The 18843-nt window shown below is 63.7% G+C and carries 18 protein-coding genes; 9 read left to right on the top strand and 9 right to left on the bottom strand.

Annotated features, from left to right (window positions below; all coding sequences use genetic code 11):
• Window position 1: 1 nt before the first annotated feature.
• Window positions 2–1474, bottom strand: coding sequence for a tetratricopeptide repeat-containing sulfotransferase family protein (locus R3X27_RS18600; protein WP_317710385.1), 1473 nt, complete (start codon window positions 1472–1474; stop codon window positions 2–4).
• Window positions 1475–1578: 104 nt separating this feature from the next.
• Window positions 1579–2712, bottom strand: coding sequence for a porin (locus R3X27_RS18595; RefSeq protein WP_317710384.1), 1134 nt, complete (start codon window positions 2710–2712; stop codon window positions 1579–1581).
• 237 nt (window positions 2713–2949) lie between these two features.
• On the opposite strand from R3X27_RS18595, the gene R3X27_RS18590 reads away from it, so the two are divergent.
• The 7 genes from R3X27_RS18590 to R3X27_RS18560 all read left to right on the top strand — a co-directional run bounded on the left by R3X27_RS18590 (window position 2950) and on the right by R3X27_RS18560 (window position 10195).
• Window positions 2950–3447, top strand: coding sequence for a DUF3576 domain-containing protein (locus R3X27_RS18590; protein ID WP_317710383.1), 498 nt, complete (start codon window positions 2950–2952; stop codon window positions 3445–3447).
• An 80-nt stretch (window positions 3448–3527) separates the two neighbouring features.
• Window positions 3528–6119: a leucine--tRNA ligase gene (gene leuS, locus R3X27_RS18585; protein WP_317710382.1), complete on the top strand. Its 2592-nt coding sequence runs from the start codon at window positions 3528–3530 to the stop codon at window positions 6117–6119.
• Window positions 6106–6603 carry an LPS assembly lipoprotein LptE gene (lptE, locus tag R3X27_RS18580; protein WP_317710381.1) on the top strand — a complete coding sequence of 166 codons (498 nt, stop codon included), beginning with the start codon at window positions 6106–6108 and terminating at the stop codon, window positions 6601–6603. Before leuS ends, lptE begins: the two co-directional genes overlap by 14 nt.
• On the top strand, window positions 6600–7631 hold the full coding sequence (holA, locus tag R3X27_RS18575) for a DNA polymerase III subunit delta (RefSeq protein ID WP_317710380.1): 1032 nt from the start codon (window positions 6600–6602) through the stop codon (window positions 7629–7631). The genes lptE and holA overlap by 4 nt, the downstream gene beginning before the upstream one ends.
• A gap of 80 nt (window positions 7632–7711) precedes the next feature.
• Entirely contained in the window at window positions 7712–8317 is a 606-nt protein-coding gene (locus R3X27_RS18570; protein ID WP_317710379.1) for a glutathione S-transferase family protein, read from the top strand.
• 46 nt (window positions 8318–8363) lie between these two features.
• On the top strand, window positions 8364–8993 hold the full coding sequence (locus R3X27_RS18565; RefSeq protein ID WP_317710378.1) for a ribonuclease HII: 630 nt from the start codon (window positions 8364–8366) through the stop codon (window positions 8991–8993).
• Between the two features lie 89 nt (window positions 8994–9082).
• A complete protein-coding gene (locus R3X27_RS18560; protein WP_317710377.1) occupies window positions 9083–10195 on the top strand; it encodes a site-specific DNA-methyltransferase in 1113 nt (370 codons plus the stop codon).
• Between the two features lie 170 nt (window positions 10196–10365).
• On the opposite strand, the gene R3X27_RS18555 is transcribed toward R3X27_RS18560, so the two are convergent.
• Together R3X27_RS18555 and mutY are read right to left on the bottom strand one after the other, a co-directional pair.
• Complete coding sequence (locus R3X27_RS18555) at window positions 10366–11505, bottom strand: alkane 1-monooxygenase (RefSeq protein ID WP_317710376.1); 1140 nt, start codon at window positions 11503–11505, stop codon at window positions 10366–10368.
• A 56-nt stretch (window positions 11506–11561) separates the two neighbouring features.
• On the bottom strand, window positions 11562–12629 hold the full coding sequence (mutY, locus tag R3X27_RS18550) for an A/G-specific adenine glycosylase (RefSeq protein ID WP_317710375.1): 1068 nt from the start codon (window positions 12627–12629) through the stop codon (window positions 11562–11564).
• Between the two features lie 82 nt (window positions 12630–12711).
• On the opposite strand from mutY, the gene R3X27_RS18545 reads away from it, so the two are divergent.
• Together R3X27_RS18545 and R3X27_RS18540 are read left to right on the top strand one after the other, a co-directional pair.
• Window positions 12712–13242 carry a DUF721 domain-containing protein gene (locus tag R3X27_RS18545; protein ID WP_317710374.1) on the top strand — a complete coding sequence of 177 codons (531 nt, stop codon included), beginning with the start codon at window positions 12712–12714 and terminating at the stop codon, window positions 13240–13242.
• Between the two features lie 14 nt (window positions 13243–13256).
• Window positions 13257–13913 carry a DsbA family protein gene (locus R3X27_RS18540; protein WP_317710373.1) on the top strand — a complete coding sequence of 219 codons (657 nt, stop codon included), beginning with the start codon at window positions 13257–13259 and terminating at the stop codon, window positions 13911–13913.
• A 3-nt stretch (window positions 13914–13916) separates the two neighbouring features.
• On the opposite strand, the gene lpxK is transcribed toward R3X27_RS18540, so the two are convergent.
• The 5 genes from lpxK to R3X27_RS18515 form a co-directional block, all read right to left on the bottom strand.
• Window positions 13917–14906 (bottom strand): tetraacyldisaccharide 4'-kinase, encoded by a 990-nt coding sequence (lpxK, locus tag R3X27_RS18535; protein ID WP_317710372.1) that lies wholly within the window; start codon window positions 14904–14906, stop codon window positions 13917–13919.
• Window positions 14906–16159 (bottom strand): 3-deoxy-D-manno-octulosonic acid transferase, encoded by a 1254-nt coding sequence (locus R3X27_RS18530; protein WP_317710371.1) that lies wholly within the window; start codon window positions 16157–16159, stop codon window positions 14906–14908. Before R3X27_RS18530 ends, lpxK begins: the two co-directional genes overlap by 1 nt.
• Before the next feature lie 17 nt (window positions 16160–16176).
• Window positions 16177–16419, bottom strand: a complete 243-nt coding sequence (locus tag R3X27_RS18525) for a DUF4170 domain-containing protein (RefSeq protein WP_317710370.1) — start codon at window positions 16417–16419, stop codon at window positions 16177–16179.
• A 158-nt stretch (window positions 16420–16577) separates the two neighbouring features.
• Complete coding sequence (pheS, locus tag R3X27_RS18520) at window positions 16578–17651, bottom strand: phenylalanine--tRNA ligase subunit alpha (protein WP_317710369.1); 1074 nt, start codon at window positions 17649–17651, stop codon at window positions 16578–16580.
• Between the two features lie 99 nt (window positions 17652–17750).
• Window positions 17751–18821 carry a Hint domain-containing protein gene (locus R3X27_RS18515; RefSeq protein ID WP_317710368.1) on the bottom strand — a complete coding sequence of 357 codons (1071 nt, stop codon included), beginning with the start codon at window positions 18819–18821 and terminating at the stop codon, window positions 17751–17753.
• Between the last annotated feature and the right edge of the window lie 22 nt (window positions 18822–18843).

The following is an 18843-nucleotide window of genomic DNA, read 5'->3' as shown; positions in this document are numbered from 1 at the left end:
CCTACAGGCATCCTTCTCGTTCAAGCGCTTCGATCAATGGCTGAAGATCCTTCTCATAGCGACGCCAGGCCGCCGCCGAACTGCGGTAGATCGGCTGTCGGACCTGCTGCATCGAGAGCGTCGAGACCGCCCCCTTCGACTCATGCGACCTGAGGCACGCATCTTCCCAATCGAGGCCGGCCGCCGCGATCAGGGCCCGCGTCTGCGGCGCCGGATCGGCGACCAGATCCTCGTATTGGACCTCATGGAATCCTCCCGGCATCGCCTCCCGCCAGAAATCAAGGATCTTCAGAAAAGTGGCGTAGTAGGAGGCAAGATCTTCGAAATCATAGGCATATCTGTGCGTACCATGGGCGAACATGTTCTTGTAAATCGAGTAGAGGCCGTCGCGCGGATCGCGGCGCACGACTATGAAGCGCGCGCCGGGAATGGCCTGCTTCAGGAGCCCCATCGCCAGATGCGCCTGGATAGCCTTGTCGGTCACGATCCTGTCGAACTGTACCGATTTGCGGACAAGACCCTCATATGTCGTTCCGATCCGGTCCAGCTCAGCCGGGGTGATCTGGGACATCGGTTTGAACGTCGCTGTCGCCGTCCGTGTCACCTGATAGGTGCTGCGCAGGGCAAAGGGCATCTCGCCGCCCGCGCTGACCTCGGAATGGCTTGCGAGGATGCGCTCGACAAGCGTTGTGCCCGAACGTGGAAGGCCGGTGACAAAGATCGGCGCGAAACCGTCTTCCGACGCCGGCGGCGGCGTGAAATCGAAGCCCCGGAAGGAGTCGATCAGCGCCTCGACCTCGTCCCATCGCTCCTGCACTCGGTAAGCATAGCGCGTCTTCATCGCCTCGTTTGCAGGGCGCAGATAGCGAAACACCTTGTCATACTGCTTGCTGTCTTCCATCGCCTTGGCCATGGCGAACTGGATCTCCTCGCGCGCGCCCGGCCGCAGCTTCTTCTGCTCCAGCGCCTTGCGCATTTTCGAGATCAACGGGTCCCCGGCCTCGATCTTGCGATTGCGCGCCAGCATCCGGTAGGGCTCGCCGCGCGTGGGATCGAGCTTGATCGCCATCCAGAGTTCGGATTCCGCCGCGTCGAACTCTCCGAGCAACTGAAGTTTGAATGCCTTATCGATCCGCAGGCCGGCATCGCGCGGCGCGGTCTCGATCATGGCCGTGTCGATCTCCAACGCCTCGCGCGATTCTCCCAGATCGAAAAGCCGGTCCGACAGCGCCTTGAGAATGCGCGGCTCGTCCGGGCGCAGGCTGTGCGCCTTTCGTAGAAGCTCAATGGCATGGGATTCGTTGCCTTGCTGCCAGGCGATGACGGCAAGCTGGAACGGAATCTCGACCCGCGCCGGCGCAATCCGCATGAGCTTTTCATAGAGCGCCTTTGCCTCGCCGAGGCGGCCGGCTGCCTGCAGCTTGCGGGCTTTCTGCACCTGTTCCGGGAGTTTGGCGGGATTGAGTGGCAGCATCCTGGTTCGTCCCCTTGGTCGTCACCCCCTGCTATCACCCGGACCCACAAAAAGAAAAGAGCGGGCCGAAGCCCGCTCTTTCCTAAACTGTATCTGATCGGAGATCAGAAGGACATGGACAGGCCGAGCGACCAGGTGTCGAAGTCGTCGGAAGCGTCGACGTCGCCAACCTTGATGTCGTACTCGGATTTGCCGTAGCCGCCGAGGATCGACAGACCGCCACCGAGGTCATAGCCGAGAGCAACACCGTAACCGTCGGTGTCGAGCTCACCACCGGAGTCACCCTCGAAGGAGTGCTCGCCGTAGTTGGCGTGGATCGTGAAGGCATCGAAGGTGTAACCGGCGCCGATGGCCCAGTGATCGCCTTCAACATTGTCGCCGTCCCACTGCGAGTAGACAGCACCGACCGAGAAGCCGTTGTCCATCTCGTAAGCAGCGGAGAGACCCCAAACTTTGGTGTTCTCGCCGAGAGCAACCGTCAGTTCGTCAGCTTCGTCGCTGTTGGCGCGGAAGCCGAAGATGGCGGACAGAGCGTCCTGGTCTTCTTCGGAAGCGTCAGCAACGATTTCGGACAGGTCGTCGACCATCTGGTCGGTCAGGCCGAAGCCGACTTCGCCGAAGTCACCTTCCTGGTAACCAATGCCCAGCTTGAGCAGGCCAGCGCCGAGTTCCGGCGACCACTTGGCACCGATGGCCCAGAGGTAGTCGTAGGCGTCGCGGTCTTGTTCGTCGAGCGCGTAGTCGGACGTGTCGTCCTGCTCGATGGAGATCGCGAACCCGAAGTCCTCATAGGAGTAGTCGTAGCGGAGGATCTGGCCGTCATACGAACCGTCCAGGTAGGTGTCTTGACGACCCCAGTGAGCGGTTTCGTCATCAGCGATCGTGCCGGGGCTGCCAACGCCTGCCGGATCGGTCAGGGCCCAGTCCAGAGCGCCGTCGGTGTCGCCCAGGGTCACGGTGCCGAACTCGCCGGACACGAACACGTCGATGCCCATATCGTCGGTCTCGTTGCCGAGGTTGTCACCGGCTTCGTCGAGATCGACGTTGGCGCCGAAGGTCAGGCCGCCATCGGTTTCACCGGAGAGGGTGAAGTCGACGTCGACGTCGTTGAAGAACTGGCTGGTGATGTCCGAACCACCAATGACACCCATCTCGGCCCAGCCGGAGAGCGAAACTTCAGCAGCAGCGGCGCCAGCAAAGGCGACCAGAGCGGTCGAAGTGAGAAGAACCTTTTTCATCGTTTTCCCTCGTGTATCTCAAGAGTTCACCTCAACTCGGGAATCCGAATTGGGTATGAAGGATGTCTCGCTCCGCAGCGCCTCGATTGCAAGCTGGGGTTGGCGCGGCGAATTGCGGTTCTGCAATTTGGTGCAGCTTTGCCACAGTGGCGAAAGCTCGCCGATCCTCTAAGGACTTGTGAGGCCGTGTAGGCTCGGCTAGACACAGCCGAAACGTTGTTTTTGGGGGCAAAGGGCATGACCTTCGCACGTGGAACTCGCATCGCGTCGGTGCTGGCCTTGGTTGCTGTTCTTTCGAGTTGCGGCTGGGGAGGCGGGATCTCGACAGATGTTGACCCGAACGACCTGCCCGACGAGTTCAATCCGTATGTCGATAATGATGGGAACGACCGGGAGACCATCTGGGACCTGTTCACCAATCTCGACGACCCCAATACCAGCCTCGAGGTCAACCGCTACCTCTGGGCCGCCTCGCTGGACATCCTGAACTTCCTGCCCGTCGAGCGCATCGACGCCTTCTCCGGCGTCTTCGTGACCGGCTATGGCACGCCGCCGGGCGGCGGACGGTCCTATCGTGCGACTGTCTATATAACGGACCCCGCGCTGGACGCGCGCTCGCTCAAGGTCTCGCTCAACACCCGCTCCGGCCCGGCCGATCCCGACACGGTCCGCGCGGTGGAAGACGCGATTCTTTCTCGCGCGCGGCAACTGCGGATCAAGCACACCGCGCTCTGAGACCGCAAAGCCGCACTGGACGCTGGACGGGCACAGGCTTATCAAGCCGCGGAAAGAACACTCCGTGAGCCGAGGTAAGCATGTCCCGCCTGGACCCATCCGTCATCGAACCGAAATGGCAAGCCGCATGGGATGATGCCGGCGTCTTCAAGGCCGTTCGCGACCCCGCAAAGCCGAAATACTACGTGCTGGAGATGTTCCCCTATCCCTCGGGACGCATCCATATCGGCCATGTGCGCAACTACACCATGGGCGATGTCATCGCGCGCTATAAATCGTCCTGTGGCTTCAGCGTGTTGCACCCGATGGGCTGGGATGCCTTCGGGATGCCGGCGGAAAATGCAGCAATGGCCTCTGGTGGCCACCCGAAGGACTGGACCTACGGCAATATCGCCGACATGCGCGGCCAGATGAAACCGCTCGGCCTGTCCATCGACTGGAGCCGTGAATTCGCCACTTGCGACCCGGAATACTACGCCCAGCAGCAACGCATGTTCATCGACATGCTGGAAGCGGACCTGATTTATCGCAAGAACGCGGTGGTCAACTGGGACCCGGTCGACATGACGGTGCTCGCCAATGAGCAGGTCGAACAGGGGCGCGGCTGGCGCTCCGGCGCGCTGGTCGAGCGCAAGGAACTGACGCAATGGTTCTTCAAGATCTCGGATTTCTCCGAAGAGCTGCTCGACGCGCTGGACGGGCTGGAGGACTGGCCCGAAAAGGTGCGCCTGATGCAGGCCAACTGGATCGGCAAGAGCCGCGGGCTGCAATTCGCCTTCGACATGGTGGATGCCCCTGAAGGCTTTGAAAAGGTTGAAGTCTACACGACCCGCCCAGACACGCTGATGGGCGCGAGCTTCGTCGGCATCTCGCCCGATCACCCGTTGGCGAGGGAACTGGAAACGGACAACGCGGGAATCGCCGAGTTCTGCGCCGAGTGCCGCCGCATGGGCACCTCGGAAGAAGAACTGGAAAAGGCCGAGAAGCGTGGCTTCGACACCGGCCTGACGGTCCGCCACCCGCTGGATCCGAGCTGGGAGCTGCCGATATATGTCGCCAATTTCATCCTGATGGATTACGGCACCGGCGCCATTTTCGGCTGCCCGGCTCATGACGCGCGCGACCTCGAATTCGCCCGCAAGTATAACCTGCCCGTCGTCTCGACCTACGCGCCGCTGGACCCGGCGGCCGATTTCGAGTCCCCCGAGGATGGCGGCGAGGCCTATGTGCCACTGAAGTCGGAGAAGGTGAATTACGTCAAAGGCTTCGCCGGGGCTTCCGAGCAGACCGGCGAGGCGGGAATCGCCTCCGCCATCGATCTCTTCGACGGGAAGGGGTTGGGCGAGGGCGTGACCAAGTTCCGTCTGCGCGACTGGGGCCTCTCTCGCCAGCGCTACTGGGGTTGCCCGATTCCGGTCGTGCATTGCGAAGATTGCGGCGTGGTGCCGGAGAAGCGCGAGAACCTGCCCGTCGAGTTGCCCTATGACGAGGGCGGCACGCCGATCGACTTCTCCGTGCCCGGCAACCCGCTGGACCGCCACCCCACCTGGCGCGACACGCCTTGCCCGTCCTGCGGCAAGCCTGCCAAGCGCGAGACGGACACGATGGACACCTTTGTCGATTCGTCCTGGTATTTCGCCCGCTTCACCGCGCCGCGCGCCGAAACGCCGACCGTGGCCGAGGAAGCCTCCTACTGGATGAATGTCGACCAGTATATCGGCGGCATCGAACACGCGATCCTGCATCTGCTCTATTCGCGCTTCTACGCCCGCGCGATGCACCTGACCGGGCACCTGCCCGAGAAATGCAAGGAGCCGTTCAATGCGCTTTTCACGCAAGGGATGGTGACGCATGAGATCTACCTGACCCGCGATGAGAATGACCGCCCGGTCTATCACCTGCCCGAAGATGTCGAGCGGGGCGAGACCGGCGTGACCGTGACCGCAACGGGCGAGGCGGTGGAGGTGATTCCCTCTGCCAAGATGTCGAAATCCAAGAAGAACGTGGTCGACCCGGTCGATATTGTCACCAAATACGGCGCCGATACCGCGCGCTGGTTCGTGATGTCCGACAGCCCGCCGGAACGGGACGTGGAATGGACCGCGTCCGGCGCAGAGGCGGCCTACAAGCATCTCGGCCGCGTCTTCCGGATCGCTTTTGAGCTGGCCGAGGCCGGTGTGCCCGAAGGCGGCACGGAGGATGTCGCGCTTGAGAAGGCAACGCATCGCGCCATCGCCGATGTGACTGACGGAATCGAAGGCTTCGCCTTCAACACCTCCATCGCCAAGCTCTATGGCTTCACCAACACGGTCGCCAAATCCAAGGCCAGCGCCGGCGCCAAGGCGCAGGCAATGCGGGTCATGGCGCAGCTCATGTCGCCGATGACCCCGCACCTGGCCGAAGAGATCTGGTCGCTGCTCGGCGGCGAAGGGCTGGTCGCCCGCGCGCCCTGGCCAAAAGCTGATCCCGCAATGCTGGTCGAGGACACGATCACCCTTCCGATCCAGATCAACGGCAAGAGGCGCGGCGAACTGGAGGTTGCCAAGGATGCGGACAAACCGTCCGTTGAAGCGCTGGTGCTGGCGCATGAGGCCGTCGTGAAGGCGCTGAATGGTGGTCAGCCGAAAAAACTGATCGTCGTGCCCGGGCGGATCGTCAATGTCGTGGTCTGACCGCCGGCAGATCCTGGCAGGTCTTGCCGCCGTCGGCTTGCTGGCCGGCTGCGGCTTCCAGCCAGCCTATGCGCCCGGCCAGTCCGGTGACAGCTTGCGCGGCCAGATACTGCCCAAAGCCGCCTCCAACAAGCAAAGCTTTATCTTTGTAGACCGTATCGAAGACCGTCTCGGACGCAACGACGCCGCACCTTATCAGCTGAATTACAGCATGAATCTGAGTTCGGAGGGCCTCGCCAAGACGCCGAGCAACTCCACCTATCGGTACCACCTGAAAGGCCGGCTGACCTACAGCGTTGTCGACCGAAACACGAATGAGGTGCTGACCAGCGGCATGGTGCGCAATTTCACCGGCTATTCCGCGATCGGCACCACCGTCGCCACCCGGGCCTCGCAGACCGACGCCCGGGAGCGGCTGATGATCCTGATGGCGGACGAGGTGGTCAGCCGCCTCTATGCCACCGCGCCGAGTTGGCTTCCGTGAAACTCTCCCCGCGCGACGCCACGGCCTTCTTCGCAAAACCCGACCCCAAACGTGCCGGGGTCCTGATCTACGGCGCCGACGCGATGCGGGTTTCGCTCAAACGGCAGGACCTCGTCGCGGCGCTGATCGGGCCCAATGGCGATGACGAGATGCGGCTCACACGGATGAACGGCGCCGAGCTGCGCCGCGACGGGGCCGCGCTGCTCGACGCGGTCAAGGCGACGGGGTTCTTCCCCGGTCAACGCGCCGTGCTGGTCGAGGATATGACTGACAGCCAGACCCCGGCGATGAAATCCGCGCTGGAGGAATGGCACCCCGGCGACGCGATGATCGTTGCCACGGCCGGGCAGCTCAAGGCCAGCTCCAAGCTGCGCAAGCTCTTCGAAGCCCACAAGAACGCGCTCTGCGCGGCGATCTATGACGACCCGCCAAGCCGCGCCGAGATCGAGACGGAACTGAAACGGGCCGGCATGAAAGAGATCGACCCGACAGCCATGGCCGATCTCGAAGCCCTCGCCCGTGCGCTTGATCCGGGCGATTTTCGCCAGACCCTGGAAAAGCTCGCGCTCTACAAGATCGGTGACGCAACGCCCCTGGTGAGCGCAGAGATCGCCGATCTCGCCCCGGCCACCATCGAAGCCGCCGTGGATGACCTGCTGCGCGCCGTGGCCGAGGGACGCCACCGCGAGATCGGCCCGCTGATGCAGAAGCTCGACGGTCAGGGCGAGAATCCCACCACGCTGGTCATCTTCGCGACCCGCCATTTCCGCGCGCTGCATGCCGCGAGCGCCGACCCCAAGGGCCCCGCCGCCGGCATTGCCCGCCAGCGTCCGCCAATCTTCGGCCCGCGCCGCGACCGCATGATCCGGCAGGCCCAGGATTGGGGGCTGCGCAAGCTGGAAACCGCCTTGACGATCCTTGTCGATACCGATCTTTCGCTGCGCTCAGGCGGGCAGACCGCACCGCAAATGGCGCTGGTCGAACGAATGTTCCTCCGCCTCGCCATGCTCAAATCCCACGGCCGCTGACGCGCCGCCCCTGCGACATTTCGGCCTTTACCCTCCGCACGCCCCGTGCCAGCTTGGTCCGAACGCGGGAGGATCAGGAAATGTACAAGGTTATCGGCAGCGTCAAGAGCCGTACGCTTCGGGTACTCTGGGCGCTTGAGGAACTCGGGCTCGACTATGAACATGTCGCGGCGGCCCCGCGCTCTGCCGATGTCGTTGCCCTGAACCCGACCGGCAAGGTCCCTGTTCTTGTTGCCGAAAACACACCGATCACCGATTCCACCGCCATCCTCGCTTTCCTCGCCGACCGGCATGGCGCCCTGACCTTTCCCGCCGGCAGCCTCGACCGCGCCCGACAGGACAGCCTTACGCAATTCCTGCTCGACGAGTTCGACGCCGCTCTCTGGATGGCGGCACGCCACAGTTTCGTCCTTCCCGAGGAGCTACGCGAAAGCGCGATCAAGAAAAGCCTGAAATGGGAATTCGAGCGCAGCCAGACGACGCTTGTCTCCCGTATGGCCGACGGCCCCTACCTGATGGGCGAGACCATGACGGTCCCGGACATCATCCTCACCCATTGCGGGATCTGGGCGCAGGTCGCCCGTTTCGCCATCGTCGAGCCGCAGCTTGCGGACTACTTCGCGCGGATGCGCGCCCGCCCTGCCCTACGGCGCGCCATGGAGGCCGGTCAGAGCGGCGCCGCCTGACCCCTTCGCCCTTGCATCCGGCCGCGTCCTGCGGTCACTGGCATCCATGACACCCGATCTTTCCTATGAAGAAACCGCCTGGGCCGAGGCGCATGGCATCGTCGCCGGTGTCGATGAGGTCGGCCGTGGCCCGCTGGCGGGACCGGTGACAGCCGCCGCCGTGGTACTCGACCGCGCCAACATTCCCGAGGGATTGAACGATTCCAAGAAGCTGTCCCAGGCGAAGCGCGAGGCGCTGGCCGAGGCGATCCACACCTCCGCTCAGGTTGCAATCATCCATGTCTCGGTCGAGGAGATCGACGCGCTGAACATCCTGCGCGCCTCTCATCTCGCGATGGAGCGTGCGCTGGCCCAGCTCCCCGCCTTGCCCGGAATGGCGCTGATCGATGGCAACAGAATGCCGGTCGAATTGCCCTGCGCCGGGCGAACAATCGTCAAGGGCGACGGCAAGAGCCTGTCGATTGCCGCCGCCTCGATCGTGGCCAAAGTGGCGCGCGATCGCCTCATGGTGGATTTGGCGCAACAGCATCCCGGCTACGGCTGGGAGACCAATGCGGGCTACCCGACAGCTGTGCACAAAAAGGCACTCCGAGATCTTGGGGTGACCCCACATCATAGACGTTCCTTCGCGCCCGTCCGCAACATCTTGTATCAAGGGAATTCGACAAGCCTTTGATTCAATAAAGAATTTGACGGCGAATCGCCTTTGACTCATTCTGTCCACAACATGACGCCCATCTCAACAGGGCGCGGGACGAGGCAGAAATGACAAAGATGAAGACCAAGGTGGCGCAGAAAGCGCTGCCGCTGAACACGATCCTTGCCGGCGACTGTATCGCGGAGATGAAGAAGCTCCCTGACGCTTCGATTGACCTCATCTTCGCCGATCCGCCTTATAATCTCCAGCTCAAGGGCAATCTTCACCGCCCGGACAATTCACTTGTCGACGCGGTGGATGACGAATGGGACAGCTTCTCGTCCTTCGGCGCCTATGATCGCTTTACCGAAGCCTGGCTGGCCGAGGCGCGACGCCTCCTGAAACCCAATGGTGCGATCTGGGTGATCGGTTCCTATCACAACATCTTCCGGGTCGGCTCCAAGCTTCAGGACGCGGGCTTCTGGATCCTCAACGACGTGGTCTGGCGCAAGTCCAATCCGATGCCGAATTTCCGCGGTATGCGGTTGACCAATGCCCATGAGACGATGATCTGGGCCGGCAAGTCGGAAGACAGCAAATACACCTTCAACTACGAGGCGCTGAAGGCGCTGAATGAAGGCATCCAGATGCGCTCCGACTGGGTGATCCCGATCTGCAATGGCGGCGAGCGCCTCAAGGATTCCAAGGGCGACAAGGCCCACCCGACCCAGAAGCCCGAAGCGCTGCTGCACCGCGTTCTGATCGGCTCGACCAACCCCGGCGATGTGGTCCTCGACCCGTTCTTCGGCACGGGGACAACCGGCGCCGTCGCCAAGATGCTTGGTCGCGACTTCATCGGCATCGAACGCGAGGAGAGCTATCGCAAGGTCGCGACGGCCCGCATCGACAATGTACGTATGCTTGACAGCGACGCCCTCAAGGTCACGACATCCAAGCGCGCCGAACCGCGCGTGCCCTTTGGCCAACTGGTCGAGCGCGGCATGCTGCGCCCCGGCGAGATGCTGACCTCGGCCAATGGCAAGGCGGCGAAAGTCCGCGCCGATGGCACGCTGATCTCCAAGGACACGAAGGGCTCGATCCACCAGGTCGGTGCTGCACTGGAAGGCGCCCCCTCCTGCAACGGCTGGACCTACTGGCATTTCAAGCGCGACGGCAAGCCGGTGTCGATCGACGTTCTGCGGCAGCAGATCCGCGCCGAGATGCAAGCCCGTCCCAGCTGAGCTTCAACGACTTACCGCCGGTGCCTGTGGCCTGACACAGCGACACCAGACTTGCCCCGCCTCGAAAGATGGCGGGGCTTTTTTTGAGACGCGTGGTGAGGCGGTAGGCAACGTCGGGGCCGGGCTCTGAAGTGCGAGAAATCAGGCTGACGCGCCCATGCCGCCCCATCTCAGCTCTTTCGCGGCATCGGGTTGGTCGCGAATTTGTAAGGCGTCCAGTCCTCGATCTCCGGATAGAACTGCTTGCGCCAGGCGCGCACTTTCGGGTTCATGCGGCGGCGCCAGAGCGGTGGGATCATCGCCGAAAAGGTCATCACCGGATAGCCATAGGGCAGCTGCGGCGCCTCGTCAGTGCTGTAGCTTTGAAGCAGCGGGAAGCGGCGCATGGGCTTGTAATGATGATCCGAGTGGCGCTGCAGGTTGATCAGCAGCCAATTGGTCGCCCGGTGCGAGGAATTCCAGCTATGGCGCGGCAGCACGTGCTCGTAGCGCCCTTCGCCGAGATGTTTCCGCGTCAGCCCGTAATGCTCGACATAGTTGACGATCTCCAACTGCCAGATCGCCACCAGCGCCTGCCAGCAAAACAGCAGCAACCCGCCCCAGCCGCCGATCAGAAACGCCAGCACAAGAAACAGTGTTTGCAGGGTCCAGTAACGCCAGAACGGATTGGAACGGTGGTGCCAGGGCAGCCCCTTGCGGGCCAGCATCGCCATCTCCGCGCGGAAGGCCGACCGCCAGCAGGCCGGCAGGACGCGAAAGAAGAAGCGGTGAAAGCCCTCGTTGTAACGCGCGGTCACAGCGTCCCGCGGGGTTCCCACCCAAAGATGATGAACCAGCAGATGTTCGGTGCGGAAATGACCGTAGAGCACCGAGCACATCAACAGATCGCCCAGCCAGCGTTCGAGCTTGTTGGTCTGGTGGAAGAGCTCATGGGCATAGACGATGCCGGTCGTGCCGGAGACGACGCCCATGCCGAAGAAGACCATGAGCTTCTCGCCCCAGCCGAGATGCGCCGCGCCGGGCACGTACCAGAGCAACCAGAGCAGCGTTCCGAACTGGATCGGAAACCAGATCATTGTGATCAGGCGATACCAGACGAGCTGATCGTCCGTGGTGGCCAGATCTGCGTTCTCCGCGTAGAGCCCGGTGATCTGGTCGATGATCGAGAACATCCCCCAGGAGAAAAGCGGCAGCACAAAGACCCAGACACCGCCGCGAGTGGCCGCGAGCAGGGCCAGTGGCACCATGAGGAGCGAAAGCCAGAACGGCAGCGCATTCCGGAGACGGGCAACTTCGGCAGAGGGGATCATCGTCGGACCTGCAGGCAGAAAAAGGTGCCGCGAGGTTACGCCTTTTTCCTGCCGGATCAAAGAGCTGGCAGGGTGGATTCCGCCATCGCCCAGACCTTTCGCATCACGGTCGGCAACGCCTCCGGGCGGAAAACCCTTTTGTCCACGAAATCGCCCCGTCCGACCCGGGCGTCATGGCTGACCCCCGCGACTCGCAGGGACAGGCGCAGGTGGAAATGAGTAAAGGTGTGGCGGACCTCGCCGGGAACGGCTTGCCACGCCGCCTCCAGCGGGGGCGCCTCCTCGGGCGAGTCGCCCCAATCGGAGCAGGGCCAGGCCAGCATTCCGCCCAACAACCCACGCGGCGGGCGGCGCTCCAGAAGCAACGCCCCGTCGTCGCGACGAACGATATAGGCGAAGCCATGACGCACCGGTTTGGGCGTTTTCGGCGCCTTGCGTGGCAGCTCCGGCGCAAGCCCGGACGCGCGCGCGACGCAAGGGCCGACCAGTGGACAGATGCCGCAGGCCGGCTGACCCGGCGTACAAATCGTCGCGCCAAGATCCATCATTGCCTGCGCATGATCGCCGGGGCGCGCCCCCGGTGTCAGCCGTGCGGCCAGTTCGGTCAGCTCCGACTTGGCCGTCGGCAGGGGCGTCTCGACCGAGAAGAGCCGCGACACGACCCGTTCGACATTGCCATCCACGACCGTATCCGCGCGATCAAAGGCAATCGAGGCGATGGCGGCTGCCGTATAGGGGCCGATTCCGGGAAGCTTGAGCAGCGCCTCCCGGTTGTCGGGAAAATGCCCGCCCAGTTCCTGCGAAACCACACGGGCGCATTTGTGCAGGTTGCGGGCGCGGGCGTAGTAGCCAAGTCCGGCCCATTCGGCCATGACGGCCTCTTCGTCGGCTGCTGCCAGCGCATGGACATCCGGCCAGAGGAACGTGAAGCGCAGGAACTTGGCGCGCACGGCGGCCACGGTGGTCTGCTGCAACATGACTTCGGACAGCCAGACGCGATACGGGTCCGGCTGGACACCTGCTTGCCGCGCTGCCGGCCCGACCCGCCAGGGCATCTCGCGGGCATGGGCGTCATACCAGTCCAGGAGCGCCCCGCCGGCCGCCGTCAATTCCGTGTCACGCAATATTTATACCCCCACGCAGCGTAGCGCTGGTCCCTGTCGCACAAGCAGGTAAGATAGGCCGGAATGAAAGGATTGTCAGGCTATGGCCGTTCAAAAGGGCAACATAGAGAAGTCACCGCGCCGCAAGCGCGGATTCGAGCGCACGTCTTCGCTGCTCTCGCAACGGATTCGCAAGGCGACAGAGACCCGTGGCTTCGCCGAGACCCGCCTGCTGACCCATTGGGCCGAGATCGTTGGCGAAGAAACCGCCGCTGTCGCCCGGCCTGTTGCCGTGAGCTATTCCAAGGGCGGTTTCGGCGCGACGCTGACCGTCCTGACGACCGGCGCGCAAGGCCCCATGCTGCAAATGCAAGAGCCCCGGCTGCGCGAAAAGATCAACGCGGTCTACGGCTACAACGCCATTGCCCGCCTGCGATTCACCCAGACCGCGCCGACCGGCTTCGCCGACGGCCAGGCGCAGTTCGCCGCCGCTGAGAAGCCGAAGCCCAAGCGCCCCGATCCGGCCAGCGTGAAACAGGCCGAGAGCCTCGCTGATGGCGTCGCCGACGACGGGCTGCGCCGTGCGCTCGAAGCCCTCGGGGCGGAAGTGATCAACAAGAACAGGAAGACCTAACCGGAGACCCGCGAATGAAGCGTTACCTGACCATGGCGGCCCTTGCCGCCGTTACTGCCACAGGCGTCGGCTACTGGATGAGCCAGCAGGCCTCCTCCACGCAGTCCCACCTGCCGTCGCTGGTCGGCGCGGCCATCGCAGAAGGCAGCCACGACGTCGTCGAGATGTCGCTGGGCGATCCCGATGCCAAGGTGCATGTCATCGAATATGCCTCCTTCACCTGCGGCCATTGCGCGAATTTCGAGCAGACCGTCTTCAAGGAGCTGCGCGAAAACTATATCGACCCCGGCAAGATTAAGTTCACCTTCCGCGATGTCTACTTCGACCGGTTTGGCCTCTGGGCCTCGATGGTCGCGCGGTGTGATCCGATGCGCTATTTCGGTGTGCAGGAGCTGATTTTCGAGGACATCTCGGCCTGGGCGAGCGGCGAGCCGGCGCAAATCGCCGACAACCTGCGCAAGATCGGCCGCAAGGCCGGGCTCACCGATGAAAAGGTGAATGCCTGCTTGCAGGATGCCGACATGGCACAGGATCTCGTCGCCTGGTGGGAAGCCAATTCGAAGGAGCATGACATCAACTCCACGCCGAGCTTCATCATCAATGGCGAGAAATACTCGAACATGTCCTACAAGGAGTTTTCCGAGATTCTCGACGAGAAGCTCGCCGAATAAGCCTCAGCGAAGGGGCGCCAGCAGGGTTTCCAGCGGCGCCCAGTCCTCCAGTTCCAGACGCACCGGGACGGTCAGCACCGTCCGCCTGAAGGATGCCGGCATACGCACGGCATCCTTTTCCGTCGTGACGAGCTGTGCGCCGAGCAGCTTCGCCTCGTTCTCGAGCCGGGTGATCAGCGCCGGCGTCAACGGTTGGTGATCTTCCAGCGCCTCGGCCCGCAGAACCTCCGCGCCTAACCCGCGCAGCGTTGCGAAGAACTTTTCCGGATAGCCGATCCCGGCAAAGGCCAACACCCGCAGCCCCGGCCAGTCCATGCCGGTCTGGAGCGGCTGAAGCGCGGCGCGCGCCAGTGGCACGCCCGCCTCGGAGACCTCCGCGCCCCAGGCCGCGTCGAACCGCGTCTGCATCTCCGGCGCACCGATGGAAAGCAGCAGATCCGCCCGGGCCAACCCCGCCTCGACCGGCTCACGTAACGGCCCGGCAGGAATGCAGCGCCCGTTGCCGAAGCCCCGTGCCGCATCCACCACGACGATGGAGAGCGTCTTCTCGACCGACGGATTCTGAAACCCATCATCGAGCAGGACCCAGCGTGCTCCAGCCGCTTCCGCAGCCCGCAAGCCGGCCGCACGGTCCTTCGCGACCCAGGCGGTGGCAAATGCTGCGATGAGCAACGGCTCATCGCCGACATCCCCGGCGTCATGGGTCGCCGGATCAACCCGAACCGGCCCCTCCAGCTTTCCGCCATATCCGCGCGAGACGACATGCACGCCTTCGCCCAGCCGCTGCGCCAGCGCCAGCACGGTCGGTGTCTTGCCGGTCCCGCCGGCGCTCAGATTGCCGATGCAGATCACTGGTACGGTAGCGCGATAGCCCTGCCCTCCACGCAACCTGCGGGCGGTCGCGGCGGCATAGAGCGCACCCAGCGGCGCCAGCAAACGGGCAACCGCACCCGGCGCGTCGGCGGGCATGTTCCAGAAAGACGGCGCGCGCATCACGTATTCCCCGCTTGCAGCACCGGCAGAAGGACGGAGACCAGCCGGTCGAGCACCGGACTGCCATCCGAGGCGATATCCCAGGCATTGAGCGCCAGCAAAGCAGCTTTTTCCGGCGCCATCAGCTCGGCCAATGCGGGCCCGAGACGTCCGCCATCGGCAATCATCCGGCACGCCCCGCCGCGCCGCAATCGTCGCAACGTCTCCGCCTGACTGCCGGAGAACGGCCCGGCGAGAATCGCGGAGCCGAGTGTCGCCGGATGTACCGCCTCCGGCACTTCGGAGTTGGACAGGGTCCCGCCCAGGAACGTGATCGGGGCGAGCCGATAGTAGAGGCCCAACTCGTCCGCGAAATCGCCGATGAAGATGTCCGTCGCCTCGTCCGGCTCCTCGTCGGCATCGCGCCGGGCAACATTCCAGCCGTCGGCCCGCAGCTTCGCGGCCAGCACCGGCGCCTCTTCCTCATGCCGGGGAACGAGGATGAGAAGCAGCCTGTGGGCAACGCGACGTGCCGTCCTGTGCGCTGTCAGGATATCCGGCAGCTCCGCTGGATCGGGACAGGCCGCGAGCCAGACAGGGCGTCCACGCAGCGCCTCGGCAAGGTCCGCGCGCTCGGCTTCAAGGCAGAAGGGCGGATGTGCAATCCGTGTCAGGCGTCCGGTCACCTCGACCCGCGCCGGCACCGCGCCAAGTCCCCGGATTCCCTCGAATTCCGTTGGGTCGAGCGCGAACACGCGCTGGAACAGTCCAAATCGCCGCCTCTCCTGATTCCGGCGACCGACAGTGCTGCAGACCGGCGCCACCGCATTTTGCAGAAAGAGGGGCACACCTCGCTGGGCACATGCCTCCAGCAGCAACGGATCCCGGGCCTGCTCGAACCAGAGCGCCGCGTCGGGCTGCCAGTGATCAAGGAAGAGTTGCGCGACCCGCGTGGAATCGAGCGGCTGGTAGTGACAGATCAACCCCTCCGCCTCGGCCTGCTCTCGGCACCGGTCCACATCTGGCGTGGTCACCAGGAGCGTGATCCGGACAAGGTCCTCCTCCAGCCGCTCCCGCAGCGAACCAAGCGCACCGGGTTCGACCATTCCGGGCACATGGCACCAGAGCAACGGCCCCGGCGGCCGCGTCTGTTCGCTGCGGCCGAGCCTTTCGGCCGCAGCGCGCCCCGCCTCGCCACCGCGCTGCGCCACGAGGGCGAGCTTGCGGGCTTCAGCCGTGCTGCGCAGGCGCGCCCGGAGGTTTGGAAGGGTCATCGCTGCCAAGGTTGGCCTCAGCCAAGTTCCTCGGTGGTCGAAGCTTCCTGTTCCTCGTCCTGGAGGCGATGGATATGGGCGAGGAAGTACCGCATATGGGCGTTGTCGACGGTTTTCTGCGCGTTTTCCTTCCACGCGTCATGCGCCGTGGCATAGTCGGGGAACATGCCGACGATATGGATATCGTCGACATTCTTGAAAACGTTTTTCGACGGATCGACGAGTTCGCCGCCGAAGACGAGATGCAGACGCTGCGGCATGAGGATCTCCCTGTCCTTATTGCGATTTTCCGGCACCCTAGCGGGATGCGACCGCGCGTCAAGACACGGGGCGCTAACAGACAGATCGCAAAGACGGGCGAAGCGCAGGGCAGGTGTCGGGGCGAGCGCCGATGGCCTGCCCCGGATTCTGTCAGTCCCTACCGGCTGATACCCGCATGAATCGACGGCACATCCAGCGCCGAGAAGCCATAGTGGCGCAACCAGCGCAGGTCGCTGTCAAAGAAGGCGCGCAGGTCCGGGATGCCGTATTTCAGCATCGCGATCCGGTCGATCCCGAGGCCAAAGGCAAAACCCTGCCACTTCGCAGGGTCGATCCCGCCAGACTCGAGCACTTTCGGATGCACCATGCCGGAGCCGAGGATCTCGAGCCAGTCATCGCCCTCGCCGAGCTTCAGCGTGCCGCCTTCCCAGGAACAGCGGATATCGACCTCGGCAGAGGGTTCCGTGAAGGGGAAATGCGAGGCGCGGAAGCGCAGCTCGACATTGTCGACCTCGAAGAAAGCGCGGCAGAACTCCTCCAGCACCCATTTCAGGTTCGCCATGGAGATGTCCTCGCCAATGGCGAGCCCCTCGACCTGGTGGAACATCGGCGTGTGGGTCTGGTCGTAATCAGCGCGGTAGACGCGGCCCGGAGCGATGATGCGGATCGGCGCACCCTGCTTGAGCATCGAGCGGATCTGAACCGGCGAGGTATGGGTCCGCAACACATGCGGCGGACGATTGTCGCCCTCCTTGCGGGACATGTAGAACGTGTCCATCTCGGCGCGGGCCGGGTGGTGGCCCGGGATGTTCAGCGCGTCGAAATTGTGCCAGTCATCCTCGATCTGCGGACCTTCGGCCACGGCGAAGCCCATATCGGCGAATATCGCGGTGACCTCCTCGGTGACCTGGCTGATCGGGTGGATCGTGCCGGTACGCCCGGGGCGAGCGGGCAGCGTCACGTCGAGCCATTCCGCCTTCAGACGTTCGTCCAGCGCGGCATCGGCCAGCGCGGACTTCTTCGCGGCGAGGGCGGAGTTGATCTCGTCCTTGAGCGCGTTCAGCGCCGGCCCCGCGACCTGCCGTTCCTCGGGCGTCATCTTGCCCAGCTCGCGCATCTTCAGGCTGACTTCGCCTTTCTTGCCCACGGCCTGGACCCTGAGCGCTTCAAGCGCAGCCTCGTCGGCGGCGGCGGAAATGGCGGCAATGTACTTCTGCCTCAGCTCTTTCATGGCTGACTCCCCGTGTTCGGAGAGCGCGGCTCCCCGGCGTCAAAGATTTGGCGAGGGGGTATCACACCGGCCCCCGAAGGCAAGGGCAGGCGCCTCCGATCAGTGCAGAACGTTCAGCCCCCTGGCTTCCCAACCTCTCAGGATCGGGCGGGCGGCCTCGCCAAACTCACCCGCGTCGGTGACCAACTCCGGGAAGATCGCGGAGAATTCTTCGCGCATTGGCGTCGGCATGGCCTTCAGGCTGTGCTCGGAGACGAAGAAGCTTTCGGCAACCGCGCCATTTGCCCAGACCAGCTCATGCCCATCGAACATGAAGTGAAAATAGGTGACCGTTCCGCCGGGCTCCCGGGTCACTGTCCTGCCATCGACAAGATGTGTCGCCGCAACAAGCGCCTCGCGATTGCCGGTTTTCAGCTCCACTTCCGGGGTATCGATGAGGATCCGGTGCTGCGGAGAAACGCGCAGATCCTGTTGACACCCGAGCGTTCCCGCCGCGATCCGGACCGGCGCCAGCTTGCCTTCGGCCGGAACCCGCCTTGCCCCGGTCCAGCGAATGGCGCGGGCACCGCTGTCCACGGTCAGCACCTTTGCACCGACAGCAAGCGTCTCGACCGGGCGTTCGCCATCCGGCGTCTTGATCAACGTCCCCTCGGCAAAGCAGATCGTGCCGCTGGATCCGGCAGAGACGGCCTCATAAACGGGAGTCGTTGGATTCGGCTGGTTGAACTGAAGCGTGTAGGTCGCCGCGTTCGGGCCGGTCGGGACAGCGACGGTCTCTGAGACCGCGCCGGCGGCAAGACCATCCGTTGCGATGATGTTCTGTGTTCCGCCACCGATATCGTAGAAGTCGAGTACGGTTCCGTCCGAGACATCGACCAGCGCCGCCGCTTCATAATTGTTGCTCGCGTTGGAATCCGGGTCGGTCAGCAGGAAGTCGTAGTCATCCGCCGAAAGGACCCAGACCCATTCCTGAGACGCCGCATCCCAACTCGGTGTCAGGCCGGAACTGCCAAGATTGATCGTCAGTCCCGCATTGCCGTCTTGATTATAGAAAACAACCGAAAAGTCGCTCGCATCCTCCGTCGCCGACAGGGATACTTCGAGAAACTCGGAAACGCCTGAGCTTCGCGCATAGGCGTTGGAGTAGTGCAGTTCGCTGATTCTGGCCATTGCCCCACGCACCCAGAAAACT

Origin of the sequence: Tropicimonas sp. TH_r6 (genome assembly GCF_033101155.1) — a bacterium.
In the GTDB taxonomy this organism is placed as follows: Bacteria; Pseudomonadota; Alphaproteobacteria; order Rhodobacterales; family Rhodobacteraceae; genus Tropicimonas.
The sequence above is the reverse complement of the archived record's forward strand: the minus strand, read 5'-3'. Positions and strand labels throughout refer to the sequence as shown.

Coding starts and splice junctions, on each gene's coding strand:
- R3X27_RS18600 (WP_317710385.1), bottom strand. CDS start 1,474: ATGCTGCCACTCAATCCCGCCAAACTCCCGGAACAGGTGCAGAAAGCC.
- R3X27_RS18595 (WP_317710384.1), bottom strand. CDS start 2,712: ATGAAAAAGGTTCTTCTCACTTCGACCGCTCTGGTCGCCTTTGCTGGC.
- R3X27_RS18590 (WP_317710383.1), top strand. CDS start 2,950: ATGACCTTCGCACGTGGAACTCGCATCGCGTCGGTGCTGGCCTTGGTT.
- leuS (WP_317710382.1), top strand. CDS start 3,528: ATGTCCCGCCTGGACCCATCCGTCATCGAACCGAAATGGCAAGCCGCA.
- lptE (WP_317710381.1), top strand. CDS start 6,106: ATGTCGTGGTCTGACCGCCGGCAGATCCTGGCAGGTCTTGCCGCCGTC.
- R3X27_RS18570 (WP_317710379.1), top strand. CDS start 7,712: ATGTACAAGGTTATCGGCAGCGTCAAGAGCCGTACGCTTCGGGTACTC.
- R3X27_RS18565 (WP_317710378.1), top strand. CDS start 8,364: ATGACACCCGATCTTTCCTATGAAGAAACCGCCTGGGCCGAGGCGCAT.
- R3X27_RS18560 (WP_317710377.1), top strand. CDS start 9,083: ATGACAAAGATGAAGACCAAGGTGGCGCAGAAAGCGCTGCCGCTGAAC.
- R3X27_RS18555 (WP_317710376.1), bottom strand. CDS start 11,505: ATGATCCCCTCTGCCGAAGTTGCCCGTCTCCGGAATGCGCTGCCGTTC.
- R3X27_RS18545 (WP_317710374.1), top strand. CDS start 12,712: ATGGCCGTTCAAAAGGGCAACATAGAGAAGTCACCGCGCCGCAAGCGC.
- R3X27_RS18540 (WP_317710373.1), top strand. CDS start 13,257: ATGAAGCGTTACCTGACCATGGCGGCCCTTGCCGCCGTTACTGCCACA.
- lpxK (WP_317710372.1), bottom strand. CDS start 14,906: ATGCGCGCGCCGTCTTTCTGGAACATGCCCGCCGACGCGCCGGGTGCG.
- R3X27_RS18530 (WP_317710371.1), bottom strand. CDS start 16,159: ATGACCCTTCCAAACCTCCGGGCGCGCCTGCGCAGCACGGCTGAAGCC.
- R3X27_RS18525 (WP_317710370.1), bottom strand. CDS start 16,419: ATGCCGCAGCGTCTGCATCTCGTCTTCGGCGGCGAACTCGTCGATCCG.
- pheS (WP_317710369.1), bottom strand. CDS start 17,651: ATGAAAGAGCTGAGGCAGAAGTACATTGCCGCCATTTCCGCCGCCGCC.
- R3X27_RS18515 (WP_317710368.1), bottom strand. CDS start 18,821: ATGGCCAGAATCAGCGAACTGCACTACTCCAACGCCTATGCGCGAAGC.